At 72.2% G+C, this 25,841-nt stretch carries 28 protein-coding genes; 17 read left to right on the top strand and 11 right to left on the bottom strand.

The genetic code is table 11. From position 1 onward, the window contains the following. The 3 genes from LW587_RS15875 to LW587_RS15885 form a co-directional block, all read left to right on the top strand. Window positions 1–184: adenosylcobinamide-GDP ribazoletransferase (locus tag LW587_RS15875; RefSeq protein ID WP_232630564.1), on the top strand; the 184-nt coding region annotated here is incomplete at its 5' end. Window positions 185–394: 210 nt separating this feature from the next. After that, on the top strand, window positions 395–607 hold the full coding sequence (locus tag LW587_RS15880; RefSeq protein ID WP_232630565.1) for a DUF1289 domain-containing protein: 213 nt from the start codon (window positions 395–397) through the stop codon (window positions 605–607). After that, window positions 604–1,296, top strand: coding sequence for a retropepsin-like aspartic protease family protein (locus LW587_RS15885; RefSeq protein WP_232630566.1), 693 nt, complete (start codon window positions 604–606; stop codon window positions 1,294–1,296). Before LW587_RS15880 ends, LW587_RS15885 begins: the two co-directional genes overlap by 4 nt. Here the strand turns inward: LW587_RS15885 and LW587_RS15890 are convergent. Beyond that, complete coding sequence (locus LW587_RS15890) at window positions 1,283–2,077, bottom strand: HugZ family pyridoxamine 5'-phosphate oxidase (protein ID WP_232630567.1); 795 nt, start codon at window positions 2,075–2,077, stop codon at window positions 1,283–1,285. The two genes, LW587_RS15885 and LW587_RS15890, sit on opposite strands and share 14 nt — an antisense overlap. Before the next feature lie 276 nt (window positions 2,078–2,353). On the opposite strand from LW587_RS15890, the gene LW587_RS15895 reads away from it, so the two are divergent. The 5 genes from LW587_RS15895 (at window position 2,354) to LW587_RS15915 (ending at window position 6,457) form a co-directional block, all read left to right on the top strand. Then, on the top strand, window positions 2,354–3,067 hold the full coding sequence (locus tag LW587_RS15895; protein ID WP_232630568.1) for a response regulator transcription factor: 714 nt from the start codon (window positions 2,354–2,356) through the stop codon (window positions 3,065–3,067). 28 nt (window positions 3,068–3,095) lie between these two features. After that, complete coding sequence (locus LW587_RS15900) at window positions 3,096–4,955, top strand: stimulus-sensing domain-containing protein (RefSeq protein ID WP_232630569.1); 1,860 nt, start codon at window positions 3,096–3,098, stop codon at window positions 4,953–4,955. Further along, complete coding sequence (locus LW587_RS15905; RefSeq protein WP_232630570.1) at window positions 4,952–5,482, top strand: HPr kinase/phosphorylase; 531 nt, start codon at window positions 4,952–4,954, stop codon at window positions 5,480–5,482. The genes LW587_RS15900 and LW587_RS15905 overlap by 4 nt, the downstream gene beginning before the upstream one ends. A 125-nt stretch (window positions 5,483–5,607) precedes the next feature. Continuing rightward, entirely contained in the window at window positions 5,608–6,009 is a 402-nt protein-coding gene (locus tag LW587_RS15910) for a PTS sugar transporter subunit IIA (RefSeq protein WP_232630571.1), read from the top strand. A 124-nt stretch (window positions 6,010–6,133) separates the two neighbouring features. Beyond that, window positions 6,134–6,457 carry an HPr family phosphocarrier protein gene (locus LW587_RS15915; protein WP_232630572.1) on the top strand — a complete coding sequence of 108 codons (324 nt, stop codon included), beginning with the start codon at window positions 6,134–6,136 and terminating at the stop codon, window positions 6,455–6,457. Window positions 6,458–6,463: 6 nt separating this feature from the next. On the opposite strand, the gene LW587_RS15920 is transcribed toward LW587_RS15915, so the two are convergent. Beyond that, on the bottom strand, window positions 6,464–7,582 hold the full coding sequence (locus LW587_RS15920; RefSeq protein ID WP_232630573.1) for a CobW family GTP-binding protein: 1,119 nt from the start codon (window positions 7,580–7,582) through the stop codon (window positions 6,464–6,466). 308 nt (window positions 7,583–7,890) lie between these two features. Then, window positions 7,891–9,390 carry a D-alanyl-D-alanine carboxypeptidase family protein gene (locus LW587_RS15925; protein ID WP_232630574.1) on the bottom strand — a complete coding sequence of 500 codons (1,500 nt, stop codon included), beginning with the start codon at window positions 9,388–9,390 and terminating at the stop codon, window positions 7,891–7,893. Between the two features lie 334 nt (window positions 9,391–9,724). Between LW587_RS15925 and queE the strand changes: the two genes are divergently transcribed. Further along, window positions 9,725–10,357, top strand: coding sequence for a 7-carboxy-7-deazaguanine synthase (gene queE, locus LW587_RS15930; protein WP_232630575.1), 633 nt, complete (start codon window positions 9,725–9,727; stop codon window positions 10,355–10,357). 25 nt (window positions 10,358–10,382) lie between these two features. Here the strand turns inward: queE and LW587_RS15935 are convergent, their stop codons facing one another. The 4 genes from LW587_RS15935 to LW587_RS15950 form a co-directional block, all read right to left on the bottom strand. Continuing rightward, window positions 10,383–12,131, bottom strand: a complete 1,749-nt coding sequence (locus LW587_RS15935) for an ABC transporter ATP-binding protein (RefSeq protein ID WP_232630576.1) — start codon at window positions 12,129–12,131, stop codon at window positions 10,383–10,385. Window positions 12,132–12,237: 106 nt separating this feature from the next. Further along, on the bottom strand, window positions 12,238–13,470 hold the full coding sequence (locus tag LW587_RS15940) for an MFS transporter (RefSeq protein ID WP_232630577.1): 1,233 nt from the start codon (window positions 13,468–13,470) through the stop codon (window positions 12,238–12,240). Window positions 13,471–13,579: 109 nt separating this feature from the next. After that, window positions 13,580–14,749 (bottom strand): DUF2336 domain-containing protein, encoded by a 1,170-nt coding sequence (locus tag LW587_RS15945; RefSeq protein WP_232630578.1) that lies wholly within the window; start codon window positions 14,747–14,749, stop codon window positions 13,580–13,582. Window positions 14,750–14,756: 7 nt separating this feature from the next. Further along, the gene (locus LW587_RS15950) at window positions 14,757–15,587 is read right to left on the bottom strand and encodes a response regulator (RefSeq protein WP_232630579.1); all 831 of its coding nucleotides are present in this window, start codon (window positions 15,585–15,587) and stop codon (window positions 14,757–14,759) included. 211 nt (window positions 15,588–15,798) lie between these two features. Between LW587_RS15950 and LW587_RS15955 the strand changes: the two genes are divergently transcribed. From LW587_RS15955 to eda, 3 genes are all read left to right on the top strand, one after another. Beyond that, window positions 15,799–16,821, top strand: a complete 1,023-nt coding sequence (locus tag LW587_RS15955) for an Hsp33 family molecular chaperone (RefSeq protein WP_232630580.1) — start codon at window positions 15,799–15,801, stop codon at window positions 16,819–16,821. A gap of 293 nt (window positions 16,822–17,114) precedes the next feature. Continuing rightward, on the top strand, window positions 17,115–18,944 hold the full coding sequence (edd, locus tag LW587_RS15960) for a phosphogluconate dehydratase (RefSeq protein ID WP_232630581.1): 1,830 nt from the start codon (window positions 17,115–17,117) through the stop codon (window positions 18,942–18,944). 21 nt (window positions 18,945–18,965) lie between these two features. Then, window positions 18,966–19,583 carry a bifunctional 4-hydroxy-2-oxoglutarate aldolase/2-dehydro-3-deoxy-phosphogluconate aldolase gene (gene eda / locus LW587_RS15965; RefSeq protein ID WP_232630582.1) on the top strand — a complete coding sequence of 206 codons (618 nt, stop codon included), beginning with the start codon at window positions 18,966–18,968 and terminating at the stop codon, window positions 19,581–19,583. Window positions 19,584–19,865: 282 nt separating this feature from the next. On the opposite strand, the gene LW587_RS15970 is transcribed toward eda, so the two are convergent. Further along, the gene (locus LW587_RS15970; protein ID WP_232630583.1) at window positions 19,866–20,249 is read right to left on the bottom strand and encodes a DUF2794 domain-containing protein; all 384 of its coding nucleotides are present in this window, start codon (window positions 20,247–20,249) and stop codon (window positions 19,866–19,868) included. Between the two features lie 440 nt (window positions 20,250–20,689). On the opposite strand from LW587_RS15970, the gene bluB reads away from it, so the two are divergent. The 3 genes from bluB to LW587_RS15985 all read left to right on the top strand — a co-directional run bounded on the left by bluB (window position 20,690) and on the right by LW587_RS15985 (window position 22,880). Next, a complete protein-coding gene (bluB, locus tag LW587_RS15975) occupies window positions 20,690–21,355 on the top strand; it encodes a 5,6-dimethylbenzimidazole synthase (protein ID WP_232630584.1) in 666 nt (221 codons plus the stop codon). Window positions 21,356–21,677: 322 nt separating this feature from the next. Next, window positions 21,678–22,193 carry a L,D-transpeptidase gene (locus tag LW587_RS15980; protein WP_232630585.1) on the top strand — a complete coding sequence of 172 codons (516 nt, stop codon included), beginning with the start codon at window positions 21,678–21,680 and terminating at the stop codon, window positions 22,191–22,193. A 336-nt stretch (window positions 22,194–22,529) separates the two neighbouring features. After that, window positions 22,530–22,880, top strand: a complete 351-nt coding sequence (locus tag LW587_RS15985) for a hypothetical protein (RefSeq protein WP_232630586.1) — start codon at window positions 22,530–22,532, stop codon at window positions 22,878–22,880. Here LW587_RS15985 and LW587_RS15990 read toward each other — a convergent pair. The 3 genes from LW587_RS15990 to LW587_RS16000 all read right to left on the bottom strand — a co-directional run bounded on the left by LW587_RS15990 (window position 22,849) and on the right by LW587_RS16000 (window position 24,334). Then, window positions 22,849–23,343, bottom strand: coding sequence for a YeeE/YedE family protein (locus tag LW587_RS15990; RefSeq protein ID WP_232630602.1), 495 nt, complete (start codon window positions 23,341–23,343; stop codon window positions 22,849–22,851). The genes LW587_RS15985 and LW587_RS15990 overlap by 32 nt on opposite strands. Window positions 23,344–23,375: 32 nt before the next feature. After that, window positions 23,376–23,816 carry a YeeE/YedE family protein gene (locus LW587_RS15995; RefSeq protein WP_332839839.1) on the bottom strand — a complete coding sequence of 147 codons (441 nt, stop codon included), beginning with the start codon at window positions 23,814–23,816 and terminating at the stop codon, window positions 23,376–23,378. 89 nt (window positions 23,817–23,905) lie between these two features. Continuing rightward, window positions 23,906–24,334, bottom strand: a complete 429-nt coding sequence (locus tag LW587_RS16000; protein ID WP_232630588.1) for a TIGR01244 family sulfur transferase — start codon at window positions 24,332–24,334, stop codon at window positions 23,906–23,908. Between the two features lie 165 nt (window positions 24,335–24,499). Between LW587_RS16000 and LW587_RS16005 the strand changes: the two genes are divergently transcribed. Together LW587_RS16005 and cysE are read left to right on the top strand one after the other, a co-directional pair. After that, the gene (locus tag LW587_RS16005; RefSeq protein ID WP_442919156.1) at window positions 24,500–24,811 is read left to right on the top strand and encodes a hypothetical protein; all 312 of its coding nucleotides are present in this window, start codon (window positions 24,500–24,502) and stop codon (window positions 24,809–24,811) included. 13 nt (window positions 24,812–24,824) lie between these two features. Continuing rightward, entirely contained in the window at window positions 24,825–25,691 is an 867-nt protein-coding gene (cysE, locus tag LW587_RS16010) for a serine O-acetyltransferase (protein WP_232630589.1), read from the top strand. The last annotated feature ends 150 nt before the right edge of the window (window positions 25,692–25,841 follow it).

Genomic DNA, 25,841 nt, shown 5'->3' on the forward strand with positions numbered 1-25,841 from the left:
GGCCGCCCTCGGCCTGCCGCCCCTCGGCCTCGCCCTCGGTCTCGTCCTGGCGCCTGCCGCCGCCTTCGGCCTCGCGGCTCTGGCCCGGCGCCGGATCGGCGGCCAAACCGGCGACGTGGTCGGCGCCTGCCAGCAGGTGGGCGAGATCGCGGTGCTGCTCGCGCTGGTGGCGGCGACGGCGTAGCGCGCCGGCGCTCACGAGGGATCGATCGCCTCGGGACCGATCGCCTCGGGACCGATGGGCCGGGCTGCCTGCTCGGCCCTCGCCCATCTCCGATCCCGAATGAGTGCCTCGCCCCTCGCGTCACCGCGCGCGAACCTGAACCGCGCGGCGGCTTCCCGCACCGGCGAAGCCCTTGATTCACAGACCCGCTCCGCCCCATCTGCACACGCCATGACCGCCGCACTTCCCCCCAAACCCTCCTCGCCCTGCACCAAGGTCTGCGTGCTCGATGCCGTGCGCGGCCTGTGCGAGGGCTGCGGGCGCACCCGCAACGAGATCGCGCTCTGGGGCTCGCTCACCGAGACGCAGCGGCGCGCCGTCATGGCGGATCTGCCCGCGCGGCTGGCGCGGGCCTATCCCGGGCGGGGGGCGCTCGTGCGATGAGGTGGGTCGGGCTCGCGATCCTCGGAATCGGCCTCGTCGTCCTGATCGCCAACCACGACGGCGGGCCCGTGATGGGGCTCGACCAGGACCAGCTCGCCGGGCTGGTCTCGCTCTCGGCGATCCTGCTGCTCATCGTCGCCGGGCGCTGGCGCCACGCCCTTGCCATGCCGGGCGACGCTGTCCGGGCGGCCCTGATCTGGCTCGGCCTCGGCGCGCTCGCGGTCGGCGCCTATGCCTATCGCGAGCAGGCGCAGCAGGTCGGGGCGGGGCTTTTCGGCGCGCTGCGCCCCGGCACCGCCGTGGTGGGGCCCGGCGGCGAGGTGACGATCACCCGCCGGTCCGACGGCGATTTCTCGGTCCTGGCGGAGGTGAACGGGGGGCCTGAGCAGCGTTTCGCCTTCGACACGGGGGCGAGCCGGGTGGTGCTCACCGCCGAGAGCGCCGCCGCCCTGGGCATCCGCCCGGACGAGAACGCGTTCAATCTCCGGGTCTCGACCGCCAACGGCACGGCGCTCACGGCGCCGATCCGGCTCGATTCGGTCCGGGTCGGGCCGATCACCGAGCGCGGGGTCGACGCGGTGGTGAGCCGGCCCGGCGCGCTCCGGGTCAACCTGCTCGGCCAGAGTTTCCTGAACCGGCTGCCCTCCTACGAGGTGCGCGGCGACCGGCTGATCCTCAGGAGCCGCTGACGGACTCCGCCTCGGACCGGGCGGCGGCCGCCATGGCGACGAGGGCCTTGCGCAGGGCGCCCATGTCGCGCACCGGCTCCGGATAGGGCACCCGCGCGGTCCGCTCGCCGGCCATCAGGTCGAGCCCCTCCGGATCGAGTCCGGTCAGGCGCCAGCCGGTGCCCGCCTCGCCGACGGAGGCCGCGTAGAGGGCGAGCGCGTCGAGATGATCCTCGTTCATGTGGTCGACCGCGCCCCGCTCCCCCGCCGCCACGGCCTCCGCCCCGGTCAGGTCGAGGAGAAGTTCCGCGCGCGTCAGGGTCGCGGCCTTGGCAAAGCCGCCATTGAGATGGCCCGCCGTGGGGTCGAGGGCGAAGAAGCCGAAATCCGGGAAATCCGCGTAGAGCTTGGCCTTCGGATGGCGCGCCAGGAAGCGCTCCCGCAGCCGCGGCGTGTCCGAGCGCGCGGCGTGGCCGGTCACGGTCAGGCGCGGATGGGCCAGCGGATCGCCCTTGCCGCCGACGGAGAACAGCAGCGAGCAGCGCGGGTCCCGGTCGAGGTTGCGCGTATGCGCCGAGAGCCGCGACAGCAGCATCACCGGCGTGCCGTCGTGATCGGTCGCGATCGTCACGAGGGAGGCGAACGGGGTGCCGTCGGCGGCGTCGAGGGTGGCGAGCGCCCCCGAGCGGACCCCGCGCAGGAGTTGGCGGGCGAGGCCGATCGCGTCGAAGGGCGCCTGCGCCGCCGGCAGCGGCTCGGCCGGTCCGCGCCGCTCCGGTGCGGGTGCCTGGTCGTTCCCCATGAAAAGCTCCTTCCCGTTCCCTGGCGGCAACCATAATCCGACAGGGCGCTCGCGGACGAGGGCGGTGTCACGGAACGGGGCGCGGCGTAGGGTCCGGCCGTCGCGGCCGGTGCCGCGATACGGCCAAGCTTAGACCCCCGCTCGCTTTTTTCGATTGATGGTCGTAAAGGACGAGACCCTCCGCACGGCCGGTGACGGTCCGAGCGGTGGGTGCGGACCGCGCCGCCGCGGTCCCGCCGTGGGACGCGCGCCGCACCGTCAAGTCAGGAAGCCTGCATGCCGACCATCGCCCTCGTCGACGACGACCGCAACATCCTGACCTCCGTCTCGATCGCGCTGGAGACCGAGGGCTACCGCATCCAGACCTACACCGACGGGGCCTCGGCGCTCGACGGTCTGCGCCACTCGCCGCCCGATCTCGCCATCTTCGACATCAAGATGCCGCGCATGGACGGGATGGAGCTTCTCCGACGCCTGCGGCAGAAATCGGACCTTCCGGTGATTTTTCTCACCTCGAAGGACGAGGAGATCGACGAATTGTTCGGCCTCAAGATGGGCGCGGACGATTTCATCCATAAGCCGTTCTCGCAGCGTCTCCTGGTCGAGCGGGTCAAGGCGGTGCTGCGCCGCTTCGCCCCGAAGGACGCCACCCCGGGCGCCGCCGCCCGCGAGGCCGACGCCGCCGCCCGCTCCCTGGAGCGCGGCCTGCTCATGATGGACCCCGAGCGCCACACCTGCACCTGGAAGGGCGAGCCGGTGACGCTGACCGTCACCGAGTTCCTGATCCTCCAGGCGCTGGCCCAGCGCCCCGGTGTCGTGAAGAGCCGCAACGCCCTGATGGATGCGGCCTACGACGATCAGGTCTATGTCGACGACCGCACCATCGACAGCCACATCAAGCGCCTGCGCAAGAAGTTCAAAGTGACCGACCAGAGCTTCGACATGATCGAGACGCTGTACGGCGTCGGCTACCGCTTCAAGGAGGGCTGAGAGCCCGCTGCCAGACACGCCCCGCGCGATGCTCGCCCCCCTGTTCCGAGACTCCGACCCCGAGGGAAATCCCAAGGGGAAGGGTCGCCGCCGCGCCCTCGTGCGCCTGCTCGATTCCGTTGCCCGCCCGCCCCTGACTTGGCCCCGCGACCTCTGGAACGCGGTGGGCCAACGCGCCTCCTCCAGCCTGACGCGCCGCATCGTGGTGCTCAACCTCGTCGGGCTGATCGTCCTGCTGTTCGGCTTCCTCTACCTGAACCAGTTCCGCCAGGGCCTGATCCAGTCCCGGGTACAGAGCCTGCTGATCCAGGGCGACATCATCGCGGGCGCCATCGCGGCCCAGGCCTCCGTCGACACCGACACGATCCGGGTCGATCCCGACAAGCTGCTCCAGCAGCAGGCCGGCGAGGGCAGGGACATCGACGACGACCCGTCTTCGCTCGCCTTCTCACTCAACCCGGAGAAGGTCGCCCCCCTTCTGCGCCGCCTCGTGACGCCGACCGGCAACCGCGCCCGGGTCTATGACCGCGAGGGCAGCCTCCTGTTCGACACCCGCTCCCTCTACGCCCGCGGCGATCTCGGCCGCGGCGAGGCGAGCGCCACGCGGCCGCCGAAGCCCAACGTGGTGGAGCGGATCTGGGACTTCATCGGCACCCGCATCCTCGGCCTCGTCGTCAGCGAGCGCTCGAGCCAGGAGGAGGCCGGCCCGCAGGACGGGCGTGCCTTCCGCGAGGTCCAGGCGGCGCTCACCGGCGCCCGGGGCACCATCGCCCGGCGCAACGAGCGCGGCGAGACCATCGTCTCGGTGGCGGTGCCGATCCAGCGGGCGGGCTCGGTGCGCGGCGTCCTGATGGTCTCGACGCAGGGCGGCGACATCGACCGTGTCATCGCCTCCGAGCGCTTCGGCCTGCTCCAAGTGTTCCTCGTCGCGGCGGCCGTGATGCTGGTTCTGTCGATCCTGCTCGCGGGGGCCATCGCCGGCCCGGTGCGGCGGCTCGCGGACGCCGCCGAGCGGGTCCGCATGGGCATCAAGTCGCGCCAGGAGATCCCGGACTTCACCGGGCGCACCGACGAGATCGGCCATCTCTCCGGGGCGCTGCGCGACATGACGCAGGCGCTCTACCGGCGCCTCGACGCCATCGAGAGCTTCGCGGCCGATGTCAGCCACGAACTGAAGAACCCGCTGACGAGCCTGCGCAGCGCGGTCGAGACCCTGCCGCTCGCCAAGACCGACGAATCGCGCGGCCGGCTGATGCAGATCATCCAGCACGACGTGAAGCGTCTCGACCGGCTGATCTCCGACATCTCCGACGCCTCCCGCCTCGACGCGGAACTCGCCCGGGCGGAGGCGCGGCGGATCGACCTCGGCAAGCTGCTCACCACCGTGACCTCGGTCGCCAACGAGCGGCGGCGCGCCAACGCGGCGATCATCCAGTTCGATGTCGAGCGCCCGCCGGGGGACGTCGATGACCCGTTCCGCATCGTCGGCCACGACAGCCGGCTGGGGCAGGTCGTCAACAACCTGCTCGACAACGCCCGCTCGTTCTCGCCGCCGGGGGCCAAGGTCCGGGTGGCCCTGCGCCGCCTGAAGGGCGAGGTCGAGTTCGTCGTCGAGGACGAGGGGCCCGGCATCCCCGAGCATGCCCTGGAGCGCATCTTCGAGCGCTTCTACACCGACCGTCCGGAGCAGGGCTTCGGCCAGAATTCCGGGCTCGGCCTGTCGATCTCGCGCCAGATCATCCAGGCCCATCGCGGCACGATCCAGGCCGAGAACCGACCCGGCCCGGCCGACGAGGAGGGGCATCCCACCGTGCGCGGCGCCCGCTTCGTCGTGCGCCTGCCGGCCGCGCCCCGGGCCGACCGCTACGGGGCCGACCGGTCCGCATGAGCGGCGGCGGCCCCGAAGGCGAGGCCGCCGCGCCGGCCGGGCCGGACCAGACCGTCCACGCGAGCTGCGTCCTCCTCGGCGAAGCGGGGGTGCTGATCCGCGGGGCATCGGGCGCCGGCAAATCGGCGCTCTGCCTCGCCCTTCTCGAGCGGGCCGGGGGCGAGGGGCGCCACGCCCGCCTCGTCGGAGACGACCGGATCCGGCTGGAGGCCCGGCACGGGCGGCTCCTGGCCCGGCCCCATCCCGCCCTTGCCGGGCTGATTGAGATCCGCGGCCACGGCATCCGGCGGCTCGCGGCGCACGCGCCCGCCGCGGTGGTGCGCCTCGTCGTCGATCTCGTGGACACGGCCGAGCGGCTGCCCGGGCCCGCCCCCGCGACCGTTCGGCTCCTCGGGGTGAGCCTGCCCCGACTCGCCCTTGAACCGCGCCAGCCGCGGGAATACCTGATTCGCGAGGCGCTGGAGGCTGGCGTGGCCGCACGGACGCACCCCGCCGCTCTCGTGCCCGGCCACGGCCGCGACCCGTAGCGCGACCGTTGCCTCCATGTCATGGTGAGGGCGTCGCGTTGAGCAAAACGCCGCGTTCGGGTTGCGCTTCACTTTGCGCTGCACAAGATGGCGACTCCGCTCACAGGGCGTCGGAACACGCTTCGATGATTGGAATGGTGCTCGTCACCCACGGCCTGTTGGCGACCGAGTTCAAGGCCGCGCTGGAGCATGTCGTCGGCCCCCAGAAGCAGATCGAGACGATCACGATCGGCCCTGAGGACGACATGGAGCTGCGCCGCAGCGACATCATGGCCGCGGTCTGCCGGGTGAATTCCGGCCGGGGCGTCGTCGTGCTCACCGACATGTTCGGCGGCACGCCTTCCAACCTTGCCCTCTCCTGTATGAACGGCGGCCAGGTCGAGGTGGTCGCCGGGATCAACCTGCCGATGCTGATCAAGCTCGCCAGCGTCCGCGACGCCGAGAGTCTCGGCGACGCGGTGCTCCACGCCCAGGAGGCGGGCCGCAAGTACATTAACGTCGCCTCGCGGGTTCTTGCGGGCAAGTAGCCCGGTTCGCGGCCCGCCGCGCCTTCCCTTCGCCCCGCTGCCGGCTTAACCACATCGTCCCGCATCCGGGCGCGCGGCCTCTCACGGCCCGGCGACGGCCGAGGCGGCGTGCGCGCGAGGAACGATGAGCGAGAGCTTGGACGACGACGTCGAGCCCGAACCCGACATCCCGGAGGGCGGCCTCTGCCGCATCCTGCCGATCGTCAACCGCCGCGGCCTGCACGCCCGCGCCTCGGCCAAGTTCGTGCAGACGGTGGAACGCTTCGCCGCCGCCGTGACGGTGACCCGCGGCGGCGAGACCGTCGGCGGGCGCTCGATCATGGGCCTGCTGACGCTCGGCGCGGCCAAGGGCACGACGATCGCCGTGGTGGCGGTGGGCGAGGACGCGCCCGCCGCCCTCGACGCGATCGAGGCTTTGCTCGCCGACCGGTTCGGCGAGGACGAGTAGCCGCCCTCAGCCGCCGGGAATCGCCAGCGGGTTGTCGGTCAGCGCCGCCCGGTCCGGCGTGTCGAGCCCGGGCCGGCCCAGGAAGGCGTCCCAGATCCGGCGCACGAAATCCGGATCGAGGTCGCGCACGATCACCACGAGCCGCGAGCGCCGGTCGGCGTCGGGCCAGGCCGGCAAGGTGACGGGGGCGTGGACCACGTGCTGCACCCCGTGCACCACGACGGGCCGCTCGGGATCGTCGGCGAGCGCCACCAGCCCCTTCAGCCGCAGCAGCTTCGGCCCGTGGGCGGATCGGATCAGGTCCAGGAACATCTCGAAGGCGGGGCGCGGCACCGGCACCTCGCTGGTCAGATGGAAGGCGCGGATCGCGGCGTCGTGCCGGTTCACGTCGTGATGGGGATGGGCGTGACCATGGTGATGGCCGTGATCGGACCCATGGCCATGGTTGTGGTCGTGGTCCTCCGCCCCGAGCCAGGCCCGCACGTCCGCTCCCTTGCCGTCGAGGCCGAACAGGCCGCCGAGGAGACGCTCGGCCGGCACGTCCGGCCCGTGGAGCGCCGCCCCCGGATTGAGGGCGGCGAGGCGCGCCCGCAGCGCCTCCGGCTCGGCCCCCGGCAGGTCCGCCTTGGTCAGCACGAGATGGTCGGCCACCGCCGCTTGCCGCCGGGCCTCCTCGTGGGCATCCAGGGTGTTCGTCCCGTTGACCGCGTCGACCACCGTGACCACCCCCTGGAGCCGGAAGCGCATCGACAGGTAGGGATGGGTGAGGAGCGCGTGCAGGATCGGAGCGGGATCGGCGAGCCCGGTGGTCTCGATCACGACCCGGCGGAAAGCGCCGATCCGGCCGTTGTCGCGGCGGCGCAGCAGGTCCTCCAGGGTGTTGATGAGGTCGCCGCGCACGGTGCAGCACAGGCAGCCTGCCCCGAGCAGGATCATGCCCTCGTCCACCGTCTCGATCAGCAGGTGGTCGAGCCCGATCTCGCCGAACTCGTTGACGATCACCACGGTGTCGGCCAGGGCCGGGTCCGCGAGCAGCCGGTTGAGCAAGGTGGTCTTGCCCGCCCCGAGGAAGCCGGTGAGGACGGTGAGCGGGATCGGGTCCGGGCGGCGGGGGGCGGTGGACATCGGGCGGAACGGCTTCTCGCGAGGCGGACGATCGAAACCCGGCGCGACGCCCTCGGCCCGCGCCTCCGTCGTGATCACGGATCAGGCCGCAGCTGGGATGGGGCGCCCGTCACTCCCGGGTCGGGACGAGATGGGGATGGCGCGGACCGGCGCGAAGGGGTCTTCGGCGCGGGCCCCGCAGGCAAGGTCGGCAGCAGCGCCCCGATCCGACCTCGCGCATCGCCCCGAAAAGGGGGGCGGCTCGTCGGAAGTCGACGATGCCGCCGATCCGAGGGCCTCGTTCCGGATCCGATCACCAGGACGCTGCGCTAGGCGTCGTCGTCCTTGGCCTTGGCGGCCTTCTTGGAGGCGGGTTTGGCGTCGGCCTTCGCTTCGGGCTTCTTCGGCGCGGGCTTGGCGGCGGCAGGCTTGGCCGCGGGCTTGGCGCCGGCCGGCTTGGCCGCGGGCTTCGCGGCCTCGACGGCGGTGTAGGCGCTGGTGGCGGCCGGGACGGACTTGTCCTTGGCGATCTTGGCCGCGGGCTTCGGTGCGGTCACGGCGGCGGCGCGGGCCTTGGCGGCCTTCTCGGCGGCGGCCTGCTTCGCGGCCTCGCGGGCGGCCTCCTTGACGGCCTTCGCCTCCTCCCGCTTGCGCTGGGCGGCTTCGAGCTTGCTGGTGCGGGCGGCGTCCTTGGAGGCCTGGGCCTCCTGCTCGGCGCGGGCGAGCGCCATCGCGCCCTCGGCCGGATCGCGGCCGGTCCAGATCGCGACCGGCTGGAGCGGCGCGCGGGGCGGCAGGGTGCGCCCGCGGACATTGGCGGAGCTCAACGCCGCGAAGGCGAGGCTCGACGTGTCGGCGGTGGCGGCGCCGAGCAGCGAGGTGGCGGCGCCGTCGGCCCCCGCGGTGAGGGCGCCCGGGCCCTCGTCCACCGGCATCGGCTTGCGCTTGTCGCAGATGTAGGGCCGCATGTCCGGCGGGGTGGCGACGTTGGAGGGCGGCAGCGAGTCGAGGGTCTGCGCCGTCCAGCCCGCCGATTGGCTGAAGCCGTAGTCGAACAGGTCGGCGGCCTTGATGTCGCGCTCGCGGGCGCTGGGCTGGCCCATCACCACGGTGATGATGCGCCGGCCCCCGCGGGTCGCGCTCGCCACCACGTTGAAGCCGCCCGAGCAGATGAAGCCGGTCTTCATCCCGTCCGCCCCGGCATAGCGCCCGAGCAGGCCGTTATGGTTGGCCATCACGGCCTTGCCGTACTGGATGGCCGAGATCGAGAACAGGCCCTGCTGGTCGGGAAAGTCGCGAATCAGGGCGCGGGCCAGGATCGCCATGTCGCGGGCGGTGGTCCATTGCCGCGGCTCGGGCAGGCCGTTGGGGTTGTACCAGCGGCTCTCGCGCATGCCGATCCGGTGCGCGGTCTCGTTCATCATGTCGGCGAAGCCCTCGACGGAGCCGCCGAGACCCTCGGCGATCGTCCAAGAGACGTCGTTGGCCGACTTGACCATGATGATCTTGAGGGCGTTGTCGAGGGTGATCTGGGTGCCCGGCTTGAAGCCCATCTTCGAGGGCGGCTCGGCGGCCGCCTCGGGCGAGACCGTGAGCAGCGTGTCGAGCCCGATCTTGCCCTGCCGCACCATGGAGAGGGCCACGTAGGTGGTCATCAGCTTGGTGATGGAGGCCGGATACCAGGGATCGGTGGCCCCCTGGCTGTAGAGGACCTTGCCGGACTCGGCCTCGACCACCAGGATCGGCGCCGTCACCGCGGCCGCCTGGCCGGTCAAGACTGCGAGCGCGGCGAATGGAGCGATCAGCCGTCCCCAGACACGGTTCACCATCGGGCCAATCTCGGTAAGGGCTATGAGGGCGCGAAGGACCCGGACCGGCGGGGGCGGCGGACGGATCCAATGCAAGGATCATCGAGCATCAACGTGCCCTCCGTGGCGAGAGCATGGCAGACGCGGCCCGACCGTTGCCGTTCGGCGTCAGAGCAGGGTTGCGTCGTGGAAATGTGCCCGGATTGGCGTCGGGCAAGCCCGGGCGCTATGGCCTGATCCGGAGCCTCCGGGCCCGACGCCGTCGGGCCGGGGGCTCCGGCCTCCTGTTCGGCCGCGCCTCGCCCGAGGCGCCGGCTCCCTCGGCGGACCAAGCTCCGGCGGCGACGGAAAGACGATGTCCTACGCGGTCAAGGAACTCTTCCACACGCTCCAGGGCGAGGGCGCCCAGGCCGGGCGCGCGGCGGTGTTCTGCCGCTTTTCCGGCTGCAATCTCTGGTCCGGCCGCGAGGAGGACCGGGCCGGTGCCGCCTGCCGCTTCTGCGACACCGATTTCGTCGGGATGGACGGGGAGGGCGGCGGGCGCTTCGCCGATGCCGAGGCGCTGGCGGCGGCCATTGCGGCGACCTGGGGCGGCGGCGACGCGAACCGCTACGTGGTCTTCACCGGCGGCGAGCCCCTGCTCCAGCTCGACCCGGCCCTGATCGCCGCGGTCCATGCCCGCGGGTTCGAGGTGGCGGTGGAGACCAACGGCACCCTCCCAGCGCCGCCCGGCCTCGACTGGATCTGCGTGAGCCCCAAGGCCGGCAACCCCCTGGTCCAGACCGCCGGGGACGAGCTGAAGCTCGTCTATCCGCAGGCCGAGGCGCCGCCGGAGATGTTTTCGGACCTGCCCTTCCGCCACCGGTTCCTCCAGCCGATGGACGGGCCGGCGGCGGCGGCCAACACCGCCGCGGCGGTCGCCTATTGCCGCAGCGACGCCCGCTGGCGGCTGTCGCTGCAGACCCACAAGATCATCGGGATCCCCTGACGCGGGGGGCGGGGTCAGGCCCCGCCTATTCCGCCGCGCTCAGCGGCGGGGTGGTCCGCCCATCCTCGACCTGGGCGGCGTGCAGGCGGCGGTAATACCCGTCCTGGCCCAGCAGGGCCTCGTGCCGGCCCTGCTCGATGATGCCGCTCTCGGCCACCACAACGATTCGGTCGGCGTGGCGGATCGTGGCCAGCCGGTGGGCGATCACCAGCGTGGTGCGCCCCGCCGCCAGCTCGGCGAGGGAGGCCTGGATCTCCCGCTCGGTCTCGGTGTCCAGCGCCGAGGTCGCCTCGTCGAGGATCAGGATCGGCGGGTTCTTGAGGAAGGCGCGGGCGATGGCGAGCCGCTGCTTCTGCCCGCCCGACAGCTTCACGCCGCGCTCGCCGATCAGCGTGTCGAGCCCCTCGGGCAGGGCGGCGACGAGCCCGTCGAGCCGGGCGCGGGCGGCGGCCTCCATGATCTCGGCCTCGCGCGCGCCGAGCCGGCCATAGGCGATGTTCTCGCGGATCGTGCCGGCGAACAGGAACACGTCCTGCTGCACGATGCCGATTTGGCTCCGGAGCGAGGCCTGGGTCAGATCGCGGATATCGTGACCGTCGATGGTGATCCGGCCGCCTTCCGCCTCGTAGAAGCGGGGGATCAGCGAGCAGAGCGTCGTCTTGCCCGCCCCCGAGGGCCCGACGAAGGCCACCGTCTCGCCCGCCCGGATGGTCAGGTCGACGCCGGTCAGCACCGGCCGCTCCGGGGCGTAACCGAAGCGCACGCCCTCGAAGCGGATGTCGCCCTTCAGGGGCGGCGCGGCGATCGCGCCCGGCCGGTCGGCGATGTCGGGCTCGGTCGCCAGGAGTTCACGGTAGCGCCGGAACCCCGCGATGCCCTTCGGGTAGGTCTCGACCACGGCGCCGATCTTCTCCAGCGGCCGGTAGAACACGCCCACCAGCAGCAGGAAGCCGACGAAACCGCCCGCCGTCAGGTCGCCGCGCACGACGAAATAGGCGCCGCCGAGGAGCACCACGATCTGGACGAGGCGCAGGCCGAGATAGTTGATCGAGAGCGCCGCGGCCATCAGCCGGTAGGCTTCGAGCTTGGCGGCGCGATACCTTGCGTTGTCGGTGGCGAACAGGGCCCGCTCGTGCGGCTCGTTGGCGAAGGCCTTCACGACGCGGATCCCGCCGACATTCTCCTCGATGCGGGCGTTGAAGGCCCCGACCCGGCCGTACTGGGCCTGCCAGTTGCGGGTCATGCGCCCGCCGTAGCGGATCGTCACGAAGGCGATGACGGGCAGGATCGCGGCGGTGGCGAGCGCCAGCGGCGGGTGGACGAAGGCCATCAGGGCGAAGGCGCCGAACAAGGTCATCACCGCGATGAACAGGTCCTCGGGGCCGTGATGGGCGACCTCGCCGATCTCCTCGAGGTCCTTCGTCACCCGGGCGACGAGGTGGCCGGTCTTCTGTCCGTCGAAGAAGCGGAACGAGAGCTTCTGCAGATGCGCGAAGGCGCGCTCGCGCATCGTCGTCTCGATGTTGATGCCCAGCACATGGCCCCAGTAGGTCACCACCACCATCAGCCCGGCATTGGCCACATAGACGAGCGCGAGGCCGGCCGCGGCGAGCAGGATCAGGCTGAAGTCCTGGCGCGGCAGCAGCACGTCGACGAAGGCCTTCACCGCCATCGGAAAGCCGAGCTCGAGCAGGCCCGACAGCACGGCGCAGCCGAAATCGATCAGGAACAGGGTCCGGTAGGGCCGGTAATAGGCGAGGAAGTCCTTCAACATGGGGCGTGTCGCCTGCGATCTCGCCGGAACGAGGGCCATGTTCCGCTGGATACGCCCGATAGCGGAGGGGCGCCCGCCCGGCCAGTGCCGGCGGCGCGGGGCGCTGTCACACCCTCGCCCGATCGGCGGCCAGCGTGCGGACGATGTCCCGGCGCAGCAGCGCCACGGCGATCCCGTAGAGAGGCACGCACAGGGCGAAGTAGAGCGGCCAGCCGACCGCGCCCGCGAGGGCCGGGGCCCCGACCCGCAGGGGCATGGCGGCGAAGAAGGCGGCGCCGAACAGGAGCGCGTAGTCGGTGGCGGGCTGCGGCCCCTGCGCCCAGCGGTAGATCATGGTGAAGACCGGCACGCCGAGCCCGCCCCCGCACAGGATGCCGAGGATCGCCGCTGCGAGGCCGAGCCCGCCGGAGCCGAGGGCGCAGGCCCCGATCATCAGCAGGCCGGAGACGCCGACGCCGAGGCCCGCGACCGTGATGAGGGGCACCGTGCCGACGCGGCGCACGAGGAGGCCCGACACAAGGGCCATGACGAGGTTGATCCCCGCCGACAGGCTGCCGGTGACGAGCCCGACCGTCCCGAGGGGCACGCCGAGATCGATCAGCGCGAGGTTGGTGACGCCGCCGAGCGCGAACATCGCCGCGAAGTAGAGGCCGAGCACCGCGACCCGTCCGCTCAGGGCCCGCAGGCGGGCAAGGTCGAGCCCGCGGGCCGCAGGGGCCCCGCCCAGGCGCAGCCGGGCCTCGGGATAGCGCAGCATCGGCAGGAGGCAGAGCGCGTTCAGGCCCGCGACCGCGAGCACCGAGGCCTCCCAGCCGATCCGGTCATAGGCCGCGATCAGAAGCCCCGCCCCGACGATGCCGCCGAGCGAGGCGCCGCCGATCTTGGCCGATGTGACGTAGGGGCGCCGTTCGGGCCCCACCGTCTCGACCACCAGGGCTTCGAGGGCGATGTCCATGGTGGCGAGGCAGAAACAGGTGGCGACCGCCAGCACGAACAGGGCCGGCAGCGGCCATGCCTCGCCGAGGCTCAGCACGCCGAGGAGCGCGATCGCCGCCCCCTGCATCAGCGCGATCCAGCCGAGCCGGTGGGGAAGGCCCGGCAGGCGGACCCGGTCGATCAGGGCGGCCCAGAGGAAGGTGAGGCCCACCGGCAGGTTGATGAGCTGCAGGAGGCCCACCTGGGCGAGGTCGATGCCGCGCACCCGCAGGATCAGCGGGGCGCCGCTCGCCAGGAAGCCCAGCGAGGTGCCGAACGTGACGTAGAGGCAGAAGAACGGCGCGAGCTGGTGCGCGAGCGACGGCCCCGCGCCGCCGGTTCGGGGAGGGGCGAGGAGGCTCAACGCCGCGTGCCGCCCGGGCCGAGCCGCCGTCGTCCCTTGCCGCGCATGGCGTCTCCCGGTCGCGCGCCCTCGCGTGAGGAGCGCCGGATGCCGCCGCGTCCGGGCATTGTCAATGCGCGCCCGCGCGGACGCTCCCGGCGCGGGCCTCCGCGCCGGATTCGTGCGGGAAGGCGAGGCTGCCCTGGCGCAGGGCGGCGAAGCGGATCAGCCGGCGGGCGGCCAACGGCCCGAGGCGCCGGTGGAGGCCGTAGGCGGCCTCGACGGTCGCGGCCGCGCATTCGCTGCCGTGGCGCAGGGTCAGCATCGCCTTGAGCACGGTCCAGGGAAAGTCCAGCCCGCGCAGGATCGTGGCGAGGCAGATCGGGCCGGGGGCGTCGAAGGCTGCGACCGTCATGGACAGGGGCAATTCGGCGGCCCGGCTGAGCCCGGCCAGCACGTCCTCGGTGCGGCGCAGGGTGGTCCAGCTTTCCAGATGGGTGGCGCTCGGCGGGACCGTCGCGAACCGTTGCCGCACGAAGGCGGCGGAGGAGGCGAAGCGCGCGAGCCGCGGCTCGGGAACGTCCCGCTCCAGGATCCCGGCGACCTCGGCCATCAGCCCGTCCTCGAAGGCGCGGTCGCCGTCGAGGTCGAACCGCAATTCGGCGCAGGCGCGCGAGCGGGTCAGATCGACGAGCCCCGGGCGGTGCACGGGCGGCAGGTCGGGCCGCAAAGCGAGCCGGAGGGTGACGGATTCCGACTGGGCCGAATGGACCAGCAAACGGGCGAACCCGGCCTCGCAGAACTGCGCCCCCGGGTTGTCGAGGAGCCGCACCGCGACCCGCTCCCCGCCATGGCGGGCCAAGCGGTCCGTCACGTCGGGCGGCAGTTCGGAGCGCAGGGCGATCGCGAGGCGATGCCCCTCGCCGCCCTCCTGTGCCACCGTGCCCAGGAAGTCCGGCGTCAGGCTGGCGCAGCGGGTGAGAAGCGGCGCCGCGACGCGAGGGGCGGGGTCGCGCGCCAGAGCCTGCGAGGTGCGCGGCGGCCCGAGCCGCAGGTCGGCGAGGCGCTCGGCGAAGGCCTCCCGCGCCGCGGTATCGATCTGGCCGCACAGGCGCAGGAGCAGGGCGTCGAAGGCGGGCTTGTCGGCTTGGGACAGGCGCGACCAGCGCTTCACCAGCAGTTCGGCCGATTGCAGGACGAGCCGCGACTGCAGCGCGCGATCGCCGCTGCGCAGGGCGTCCTCGATGCGGGAGACGAGCTCGTTGAGGTGCGCCCGGGAATAGGGATGTTGCCGCTGCACCGGAGGCTCAACCGGCCTGCCGCACGAGCGGCGGGACCGGCTCGGTCGCGGCGGACGCCTCCGCGCGCTGCAGAGCGTTGATGAGATAGGGGTGCCAGAGCCCGAAGCTCTCGTGGACCGCCTTGTCCACGTCGAAGAACCGGAACGGTTTCTTCAGGAAGCCCGAGGCGCCGAAGGTCGCGAGCCGCCGTCGCACGCCTTCCTCGACCGTCGCGCCCGTCATCAGGAGCCGCGCCCCCGGTTGCCGGTCGCTGATGCGGCAGGCGACCTCCAGGGCGGGATAATCCGGAAGGTTCATCTCGATGATGGCGAGGTCGATCGGCTGCCGCTCGGTGAGCCGCACCGCCTCCAGGCCGCGCGACGCCTCCAGGATGTGGAACGTGAAATGGCTCTGGCCGAGCAGCTTGCGGATCAGCGTCCGGGTCGCCGGGCCGGGATCGACCACGAGCAGGTCGAGTTGCCGGGCGATGATCCGGCTCGCGTCGAGCACCCGGGCGATGGACAGGTCGCCGAGGGGCTTGACGATCACGTCGTAGGCGCCGAGCCGCTTGGCGATGGAGGGCCAGCCCGGGGCCAGCATGTCGGAGACGAGGACGATCAGCCCGTTCGGGTTGCCGGTTTGGCGCCAGCGGGCGATGTCGGCGCCGTTCGTCTGCGGCAGCATCACGTCGATGAAGAGGACATCGACGGGGTGGGTTTCCAGCGACCGTTCGAGGGCGACCCCGTCGGTGGCCTCGATCACGACGGCGTCCGGGTCCCGGCGGCGCACCGCCTCGACCAGAGCCAGTCGGCTCTCCTCGTCGGGGTCGGCGACCAGGATGGTGGGCGATGGAGTCACGGATCGGGCCCATGGGAGGGGCGGCCGGGCACGCCGGCCGGTGGTCGAAACCCTAAGCCGCAGTTCCTAAGAATTTGCGTGGCGGGGTGGGGCTCGCGTTGCCCGCCCGCAGGCCCCATATCGGGTCCATCGCCGGGACAGGTTCGGGGCGCCGCGCGCGCCCGCCCCCGGTCTCCCCTCCTCTCCGCCCCGTTCTGCCCAGGGAGAGCCCATGAGCTCCGGACCCGCCCCCTCCTCTCCGGCCTCGCTCGAAGGTGACGACGATGCCGTCCTGCCCTTCGCGGTGGAGGCCCTCGACCTGCGCGGTCGCGCCGTGCGGCTCGGGCCGTCGATCGACACGATCCTGCGTCGCCACGGCTACCCCGACGCCGTCGCCCGCTTGATCGGCGAGGCGGCGGCGCTCACGGCGCTGCTCGGTTCCTCGCTGAAGCTCGAAGGCCGCTTCCAGCTCCAGAGCAAGACCGACGGGCCGGTCGGCATGCTGGTGGTCGATTTCGAGGCGCCCGACCGGGTGCGGGCCACGGCCCGCTTCGAGGCGGAGGCCGTCGCCGCCATGGGGCCGAAGGCCCGCGCCGCCGAGCTGATGGGGCGGGGCCACCTCGCCATGACCATCGACCAGGGCCCGACCCAGAGCCGCTACCAGGGCGTCGTCGCCCTGGAGGGCCAGAGCCTGGAGGAGGCCGCGCACCAGTACTTCCGCCAGTCCGAGCAGATCCCGACGCTGGTGCGCCTCGCGGTGGCCGAGCAGATGGAGGGCGGCGAGAGCCGTTGGCGCGCGGGGGGACTGCTGGTCCAGTTCCTCCCAAGCTCGCCCGAGCGGATGCGGCAGGCGGATCTGCCGCCGGGCGACGCGCCGGAGGGGCACGACATCCTCGCGGGCACCGTCGGCGAGGATGATGCCTGGCTCGAGGCGCGCAGCCTCGTCGGCACCGTGGAGGACCACGAACTGGTCGATCCCGCGGTGTCGAGCGAGCGGCTGCTCTACCGCCTGTTCCACGAGCGCGGCGTGCGGGTGTTCGAGGCGCAGGCGCTGGTCGAGCGCTGCCGCTGCTCGCGGGAGCGGGTGATGGGCATGATCCGCTCGTTCTCGCCCCAGGAGCGGACCGACATGGTCGCCGACGACGGCAGTATCGCGATCACCTGCGAGTTCTGCTCGCGCCGCTACGTGCTGGACCCGGCCGAGATCGAGCGGGAGATCGTCGAGCGGGAGATCCCGGCGGCTTCGGAGACGTGAGCGCCCCGCGCGGGACCGGGGGCGTTCGGGGGAGGGCGGCCGATTTTCGCAACGCCTCCCGGATTCAACCGTCTCCCGCCGGCGGCGCAGGACAGGCCGCGCCGCCTTCGGAAAACGCGCGTCTCGCGGACGGGTGACAGCCCGACAGCCCCGCATGGACCTGCGGAATTTTGGGTGATGAAAACGTTCTCACAAGCGTGATCCCGTCTGGAACGGCTCCATGCTAAAGGGGGACGGGCCCCGTTCTTGCGGGATCGCCCGTGCCGTCGACATCCGAACGAGGCGAACGAGCCATGCCGGAGCTTCACCCCGAGGTCGCCGCGGTCACCGAGCGCGTCGTCGCGCGCTCCCGCGACAGCCGCCGCGCCTATCTCGACCTGATCGAGCGCGAGCGGGAGGCGGGCGTGCACCGCCCGATGCTGGCCTGCGGCAACCTCGCCCACGGCTTCGCGGCGTCGGGCGAGGACAAGTCGGCGATCATCGCGGGGCGGGCCATGAATATCGGCATCGTCACCGCCTACAACGACATGCTCTCGGCGCATCAGCCCTACGGACGCTACCCCGAGCAGATCAAGATGTTCGCCCGCGAAGTGGGGGCGACGGCACAGGTCGCGGGCGGCACGCCCGCCATGTGCGACGGCGTCACCCAGGGCCAGCGCGGCATGGAATTGTCGCTGTTCTCCCGCGACACCATCGCGCTCTCGACCGCGGTCGCCCTCAGCCACGGCATGTTCGAGGGCGCGGCGCTTCTCGGCATCTGCGACAAGATCGTGCCGGGCCTCATCATCGGGGCCCTGCGCTTCGGCCATCTGCCGATGATCCTGGTGCCGGCCGGTCCGATGCCCTCGGGGCTCGCCAACAAGGAGAAGCAGCGCATCCGCCAGCTCTTCGCCGAGGGCAAGGTCGGGCGCAAGGAGCTGCTGGAATCGGAATCCGCCTCCTATCACGGGGCCGGCACCTGCACCTTCTACGGCACGGCGAACTCCAACCAGATGATGATGGACGTGATGGGCCTGCACATGCCCGGCGCGTCCTTCATCAATCCCGGCACGCGGCTGCGGCAGGCGGTGACCCGCTCGGCCATCCACCGGCTCACCGAGATCGGCTGGAACGGCAACGACTATCGCCCCCTCGGGCGCTGCATCGACGAGCGGGCGCTCGTCAACGCCATCGTCGGGCTGCTGGCCACCGGCGGCTCGACCAACCACGCGATCCACATTCCGGCCATGGCGCGGGCCGCCGGCATCGTGATCGACTGGGAGGATTTCGACCGTCTCTCCGGCGTCGTGCCGCTGATCGCCCGGGTCTACCCGAACGGGGCGGGGGACGTGAACCACTTCCACGCCGCCGGCGGCATGTCCTACGTCATCGCCTCCCTGATCGATGCGGGCCTGCTGCACGACGACATCCTGACCGTGGCCGGCACGCGGCTGCGCGACCACGCCCGCGACCCGAAGCTGACCGGCGAGACCGACGCCCTCACCTTCGAGGACGCGCCCGCCGAGCCCCTGGACGCGGCGATGCTGCGCCCCCCCTCGAACCCCTTCCAGGCGGATGGCGGGATGCGGCTCGTGAAGGGCAATCTCGGCCGGGCCACCTTCAAGACCAGCGCCGTGGACCCCGAGCGCCGCACCATCGAAGCCCCGGCCCGGGTCTTCTCCGATCAGGACGCGGTGATCGCCGCCTTCAAGGCCGGCGAACTGGAGCGCGACGTCGTCGTCGTGGTCCGCTTCCAGGGGCCGCGCGCCAACGGCATGCCGGAACTGCACAAGCTCACGCCGCCCCTCGGCGTCCTGCAGGACCGCGGTCACAAGGTCGCCCTCGTCACCGACGGGCGCATGTCGGGCGCCTCCGGCAAGGTCCCGGCGGCGATCCACCTGAGCCCCGAGGCGATCGGCGGCGGCCCGATCGGCCGCATCCGCGACGGCGACGTGATCCGCCTCTCGGCGGAGGACGGCCTCCTGGAAGTGCTGGTCGATCCGGCCGAGTGGGAGGCCCGCGCGGGGGCCTCGCCGCCGCCGCCCGGCCTCGGCACCGGCCGCGAGCTGTTTGCCTTCATGCGCCACGGCGCCGACGATGCCGAGCGCGGCGGCTCGGCGATGCTGGCTGCGGCGGGACTGTAACGAGCCTCGGGAGATACCGACATGAGCACCATCGACGCGCTGATGCGCTCCGTCCCGGTCATCCCCGTCCTCGTCGTCGAGGACGCCGCCGACGCGGTGCCGATCGCCGAGGCGCTGGTCGCGGGCGGGCTGACCGCGCTGGAAGTCACCCTGCGCACCCCCGCGGCCCTCGACGTGATCCGGGCGATGGCGTCGGTCGAGGGCGCCGTGGTCGGCGCCGGCACCGTGCTGAACGCCCGCGACCTCGACGCCGCCATCGGCGCGGGCGCCCGGTTCATCGTCAGCCCCGGCCTGACCGCGCCGCTCACGGAGGCCGCCATCGCCTCCGGCGTGCCCTACCTGCCGGGGGTGGCGACCTCCGCCGACATCATGCGCGGCCTCGACCACGGGCTCGATCGGTTCAAGTTCTTCCCGGCCGAGGCCGCGGGCGGGCTCAAGGCCCTCAAGGCGCTCGCCGCGCCCTTCCACCAAGTCCGCTTCTGCCCGACCGGCGGCATCACCGAGGCGAGCGCCGCGGACTGGCTCGCCCATCCCTCCGTGCTCTGCGTCGGCGGAAGCTGGGTCGTGCCGGCGGGCAATCCCGATCCGGCCGCGATCCGGCGGCTGGCGGAAGCGGCGGGGCAACTCCGCAAGGCGTGAGACAGAGCGGGGCGCCGCGCCCCGCCGAAGGGAAGAGCTTTAAGGGATGAGCCCTTCGGGATCTCAGACGGTCTCCGGCTGATGGCTTCGTTTCAGCCCCCGATCCCGTCTTTCCGGGGCGCGAAGCGGACTTGGACCCGCAGGGGCGCGCCGGAGGCGTGCCATCGACGACGGGCCGCGACGCCATGCTCGCGCGTCGCATCACGGGTGGATCCCGGGTTCCGCTGCGCGGCCCCGGGATGACGGGCGAGGCCAGACCGAAGGGATCAACCGGAAACAGTATCAGACGGCGCGCAGCGGGCCTTCGAGCACGGTCAGCACCCGGGCGAGATCGTGGCCGCGCTTCATCACGAGACCGCTCGCCGCGATCACCGCGTAGGCGCCCTGGCGGCGGGCGAGCCGGGGATCCTTCTCGATCCGGTAGAGCGGCATCTCGGAGGTGCGGCGATAGATCGAGAACACGGCCTTGTCGCGGCGGAAATCCAGCGCGTAGTCGCGCCACTCGCCCTCGGCGACGCGGCGGCCGTAGAGATTGAACAGGATGCGCAACTCGTCGCGCTGGAAGGCGACCTGCGGCGTGTCGGATGACGGGAACGGAATCACGCGCGGAGGTCCGGGGCTGTCCCGCTCGGTCGAGCGGTGGTCGGCGCTACTCCCCTCGCTCATCGTCTCTCCCTGAAGCGTTGGCCCACGGGCCGGGAACGGACCGGGATGATGGGCCCGCCTTGTAGCGCCCGCAAGATGCTTCGCCGGCCATGCAGGGCCGCCGCGACCGGGAACGAAGGCGGCCGCCGACGCTGCGCCGCGTGTGCGCGGCGGCACCCGGGGATGCGGCGCACCACGATCCGGCCGCGATCTCGCCTTGCCAAGGTCACGCGAACGCGGTGATGTGTGGCCTGAAACCTCGTCGGCTCGCCCGCCGGGGCGGCGCCTGAAACCCGAGCTCCCCAGCCCTCGGGCGCCGTTCCGGCTCTCGGCGATCCGACACTCCGGAGGTTTCGAGACCCAAGGACTTCAGGCGGCCTCTTCGGAGCGCCGCCCTTTTTTCGTCCGCGCCAGACCGGCTCTCTTGGCAAGCGGGCCGGTCTGGCGCCAGAACCCGGTCGATGCCCGCGCCCCACGATCCCGCGACGAGCCCGCCGCCCGTCTTCGACGCCGCCTTCCGCGACCGTCTCGGCGCGTTGATGGCGTGGCGGCGGGACGTGCGCCGCTTCCGGAGCGATCCGGTGGCCGAGGCGGTGCTGCGGGCTTGCCTCGATCTCGCGGTGCTGGCGCCCTCTGTCGGCAACAGCCAGCCCTGGCGCTTCGTGCGCGTGTCCGATCCCGCCCGTCGGGCGGCGGTCGCCGCGAATTTCGAGCGCTGCAACGCCGCCGCCGGGGCAGGCTACGCGGACGAGCGCCGCGCGCTCTACGCCCGCCTGAAGCTCGCCGGACTGCGGGAGGCGCCGGTCCATCTCGCGGTGTTCTGCGACCGGGCGACGGAGGCCGGGCACGGACTGGGCCGGGCCACCATGCCGGAGATGCTGCGCTACTCGGTGGCGGCCTCCGTCCATGCCTTCTGGCTCGCGGCCCGCGCCCACGGCATCGGCGTCGGCTGGGTGTCGATCCTGGAGCCGGAGCCCGTCGCGCGCCTCCTCGACGTGCCGGAGAGCTGGGACCTCGTCGCCTATCTCTGCGTCGGCCATCCGCAGGAAGAGCATGTCGACCCGGAACTCGTCCGCCATGGCTGGCAGGCCCGCAGCCCCGACGCGGCGCGCCTGCACGAGCGGTGAGCCCTCGGCCCGAGCGGGCGCCGGCCTCGAGAAAAGGACGGGGCGAAACCGTTGCTTGACGCGCCGGTGCCGGGGTAGGTCGACGATTCCCGCCGACATCGGAAGCGCCGACCGGATCGCCCGTTCCCGGCTCGATCGCCGATCCGTCACCGAAGCGTGAACGCGATCCCAACAATGCGGAGGATCGCGCGAGCCCGGCATTGGTCGTGATGGCAACAGACGGTGCATGAAGCCCGGATTCGGGCGGCCGTGAAGCAATCCGCCAAGACGGAACGTCGGATGGTCTTGCGAGTTACGGTCCAGCTCGGAAAGGCGGTCTTCCATGTTCGGGAAAGGCAAGTACAGCGCGGTCCTCGCGGGCGCGCTCGCGGTGGGTGTGTGCCTGGGGGGCGGCGCTGAGGCGCGGGAAGTCGTGCCCTTCGCGGACGGGCTCGCGCCCGGCAGCGTCGTGGTGCGCACGAGCGAGCGCCGGCTCTATCTCGTCAACGGCGACGGCACGGCGATCCGCTATCCCGTCGCGGTGGGAAAGCCCGGCAAGCAGTGGAGCGGCTCCACGCAGATCGACGGCAAGTATTACCAGCCGGACTGGTCGCCGCCCGCGGAGGTGAAGCGGGACAAGCCGTGGCTGCCCAACCTGATCCGCGGCGGCTCACCGGGCAATCCGATGGGCGTGGCGGCGATGACGCTGCGCGGCGGCGAATACGCGATCCACGGCACCAACCGCCCCAATTCGATCGGCACCTTCGCGTCCTATGGCTGCATCCGCATGTACAACCACGACATCGCGGACCTGATCGAGCGGGTCTCGGTGGGCACGCAGGTCTACGTGCTGCGGTGAGCCCCCGGAGGCGAGCCGCCGCCTCCGGCACCGCGCGCCGGCCCCTCCGGCGGCGGGGCCGGACTGCGCGCCCTGCGCCCGCTCCGCGCCGCCCGAGTGGGAGGCGGACCCGTCCGCCTCACGGCGTCGTCCCCTCGCGAAGCGTTCGCGAAGTCTACCCGTCACTCGGACACCCGCTGTGGACCGAGCAGAGCGTTGAGCCGTCGTCTATTGTCGCGGGATCGATTGCGGCATAATTGTTCTGTGACCCGCAGGCCAAGGATGGCCGGAGGTAACTTATGTTTCGTCTCCCCCGGTTGCCGAATCCGGGGACGCTCGATCGGACTTGAATCCGCGATGGCCGATGCGAACACCTCCGAGGATCGCCTCACCGAAGTCTCCCGGCTGGCCGGCGAACTGGCCGATCAGGTTCTTCTGGAAAGCCTGATCGGTGTGCCTTCGCCCGCGAAGGTCTCCGCGCTCGGCGAGGCGGCCATTCTGCTGGAAGACTACCGCCGTCCGGTCCCCGATCTCGTGACCGACGTGCTGACCCGCGTCCACGACCGGCCCGAGGGGGATGGCGAGGGCGAAGGCGGCATCGCGGGGGCGGAGGCCGCCCCGCCCGCCGGGGACGAGGGTGAGGCCGCCGGCGGCCGCAGCCGCTTCATCCCGCGTTTCATCCGCTCGCTACGGGCCCCTCGGGCCTGATCGGAGCGGGAGGCCGGGCCGCTGGCGCGGCCTCGGAGCGGGGCTGCGGAAGCCGCTCGAAGGCCGCCATGCCGACGAGCATCGCCAGCACGAAGACCGCGACCGGTAGCGCTCCGGTGGAGAGGGCCGCCACCGCCGGGCCGGGGCAGAGGCCCGACAGGCCCCATCCGATCCCGAACAGGGCCGCGCCGCCGAGGAGCCTCCCGTCGATGCGCCGATGGGTCGGCAGGTCGAAGCGGGCGGCGAGGGCCGGGCGCGGCAGGCGCCGGGCCAGGGTGAAGCCGGCGAGCGCGACGCTCACGGCGCTGCCCAGCACGAAGATCAGGGTCGGGTCCCAGGCGCCGGTCACGTCGAGGAAGCCCTGGACCCGGGCCGGATCGAGCATCCCCGACAGCGACAGGCCGAGGCCGAAGACGAGCCCGGCGCCGAGCGAAGCGGCGAGGCGGGGGACGGTCCGGTTCATCGTTCCGCTCACGGTGCCACTCATGGTGCCACTCACGGCGCGAGCCCGCGCAGGGCCGTCACCGTCAGCATGCCGGTGGCGAGGAAGGTGAACACCGCCGCGAGCGAGCGCGGCGAGAGTCGGGCGAGGCCGGCGACCCCGTGGCCGCTGGTGCAGCCGGAGCCGAGCCGCGTGCCGAAGCCGACAAGGAGGCCTGCCCCCGCGAGCACCGGCAGCGAGGCGACGCCATGCATCGCCGGCCACGCGCCCGAGAGCCACGCGAACAGGGGCGGTCCGGCGATCAGGCCGATCACGAAGGCGATGTCGGCGTGCTGCCGCTCGCCGCGATTCCGGCCGATCCCGGCGACCACCCCGCTGATCCCGGCGATGCGCCCATTGAGCAGCATCAACCCGGCCACCGACAGGCCGATCAGCGCGCCGCCGGCGAGGCCGGCCATGTAAGGATGCATGGGGTCCCTCCTCTCAAGCGTCATCCCGACAGGTCGTCGCCGGCTTTCGGGCAGGGACGGCCGGGGACACGGATCACACGGTCGGCCCGGATCCGGGATCCGGGCCGATTTCCTCAATGTCCGTGGGCGTCGAGCCAGCGCACGGCCCCCGACAGGTCGAAGCCGTGGCGGGCGCCGAACGCGCCGATCTCGTCGCGGTGCAGCCGTCCGGCCAGAACCTCGCCGAGGACCCAGAGCGTGAGGGAGCGCGTGCCGCTGCGGCAATGGGCGACGACGGGGCCGGGCGCCGCCTCGACCGCGGCATGGAAGCGCTCCACCGCCTCCCGGGTGATCGTCGGGCCGGTCACCGGCAGATCGAGATAGGCGACGCCCGCGGCGTCCGCCGCCGCGCGCTCGGCGGCCGTGCCGGGCTGGTCCGGCTCCTCGCCGTCGGGCCGGTTGTTGATGAGGAGCGCGACGCCTTCCGCCCCCAGCGCCCCGATCGCGTCGAGGCTCGGCTGGCCGGACACGGAGAGTTTGTCGTCGATACGCGTGCGCGTCATGGCGTCCGGTTTCCGCGCCCCCACGGGTCGTCCGCCGGGGCCTGTCGGGACGGGGTAGCGCGGGAAATCTTCGCGGACAAGGCTTGCAATGCCGCCCGTCTTCGACAAATATCAAGCTATAACAACGACTTAGCGAAAATTCTGCTAGGGTGAGGAGACCGCGCGATGGAAGTTTTCCCTCACGACGGACGGACGTGGAAAAGGTTTCCCGAGGGGGCTGTCGACCGCCGCGAGGCGGACGGGTCCGGGGAGCGCCACGGTCCCGTCGGCGGCATGCGCCCGGGCGATGCGGTGATGTTCGCCCGCCTCGACCTCGCCGAGACCCTCGGCATCTGGCGCAACGCCACCGGCCGGGTCGTCAAGACCCATCCGGCCGCCGACCACCGGGCCGACGACCCGGCCACCGTGGACGTCAAGTTCGAGGGGCACGAGACCCTTCAGGCCTACCTGCCGGCGATGTTCCGGCGCGTGAACTAGGACGCAGCCCGCCATGACGATCGGCACCATCGAGGCCCGTGCGGCGCTCGGCCAGCTTCCCCTGCGGGCGACCCATCGCGGCACGGCGGAGGCCGATGTCTGGCAGGAATTGCGGGCGGAGGCCGAGGCGGCCCTGGTCGAGGAGCCGCTCTATGCGGGCCTCATCCAGGCGACCGTGCTCGACCAGCGCGGTCTGTCGGGGGCGCTGGCCTACCGCCTCGCCCACCGGCTGGGCGACGGCGACCTGTCGCGGCTCACCGTGCGCGACCTGTGCGTCTCCGCCTCTGAGGCCGATCCGCACCTGACGGCCGAGGCCGTGCGCGACCTCGTCGCGATCCGCGAGCGCGACCCGACCTGCCGGCGCTATCTCGACCCGTTCCTGTTCTACAAGGGTTTTGCCGCCCTCGAAGGCTACCGGGTGGCGCACTGGCTCTGGCAGCAGGGCCGGGCGACCCTGGCGCTCCATCTCCAGAGCCGCATCTCCGAGGTGTTCGGCTGCGACATCCACCCGGCCGCGCGGATCGGCTCCGGGGTGTTCATCGACCACGCCACCGGCGTCGTCATCGGCGAGACCACGGTGGTGGCCGACGACGTGTCGATCCTCCAGTCGGTGACGCTCGGCGGCAACGGCAAGGAGAGCGGCGACCGCCATCCGAAGATCGCCCGCGGGGTGCTGCTCAGCGTCGGCGCCAAGGTGCTCGGCAACATCCGGGTCGGGGAGGGGGCCAAGGTCGCCGCCGCCGCGGTGGTGCTGCACGAGGTGCCCGCCCACACCACCGTCGCGGGGGTGCCGGCCCGGGTGGTCTCGCGGCTTCCGGACGGGGAGAGCCCGGCTCAGACCATGGACCAGTCCTTCGTCGGCTACGGCGACGGCATCTGATCCGGCGGTCCCGTGAGCCTCGGCGCGGGGCGGTCCAGCGGCGCCGGCGATGCCTCCCCCGCCAGGCGGGCAGGAGATCCTTGCCAAGACTAGGTGGCATTCTGAATTTTATAAAAAATCGTTCTCCGGTTTCGAAGTTGGTAAGAAGAT

The sequence above is a fragment of the Methylobacterium sp. Leaf118 genome (assembly GCF_920984675.1).
Lineage (GTDB): Bacteria > Pseudomonadota > Alphaproteobacteria > Rhizobiales > Beijerinckiaceae > Methylobacterium.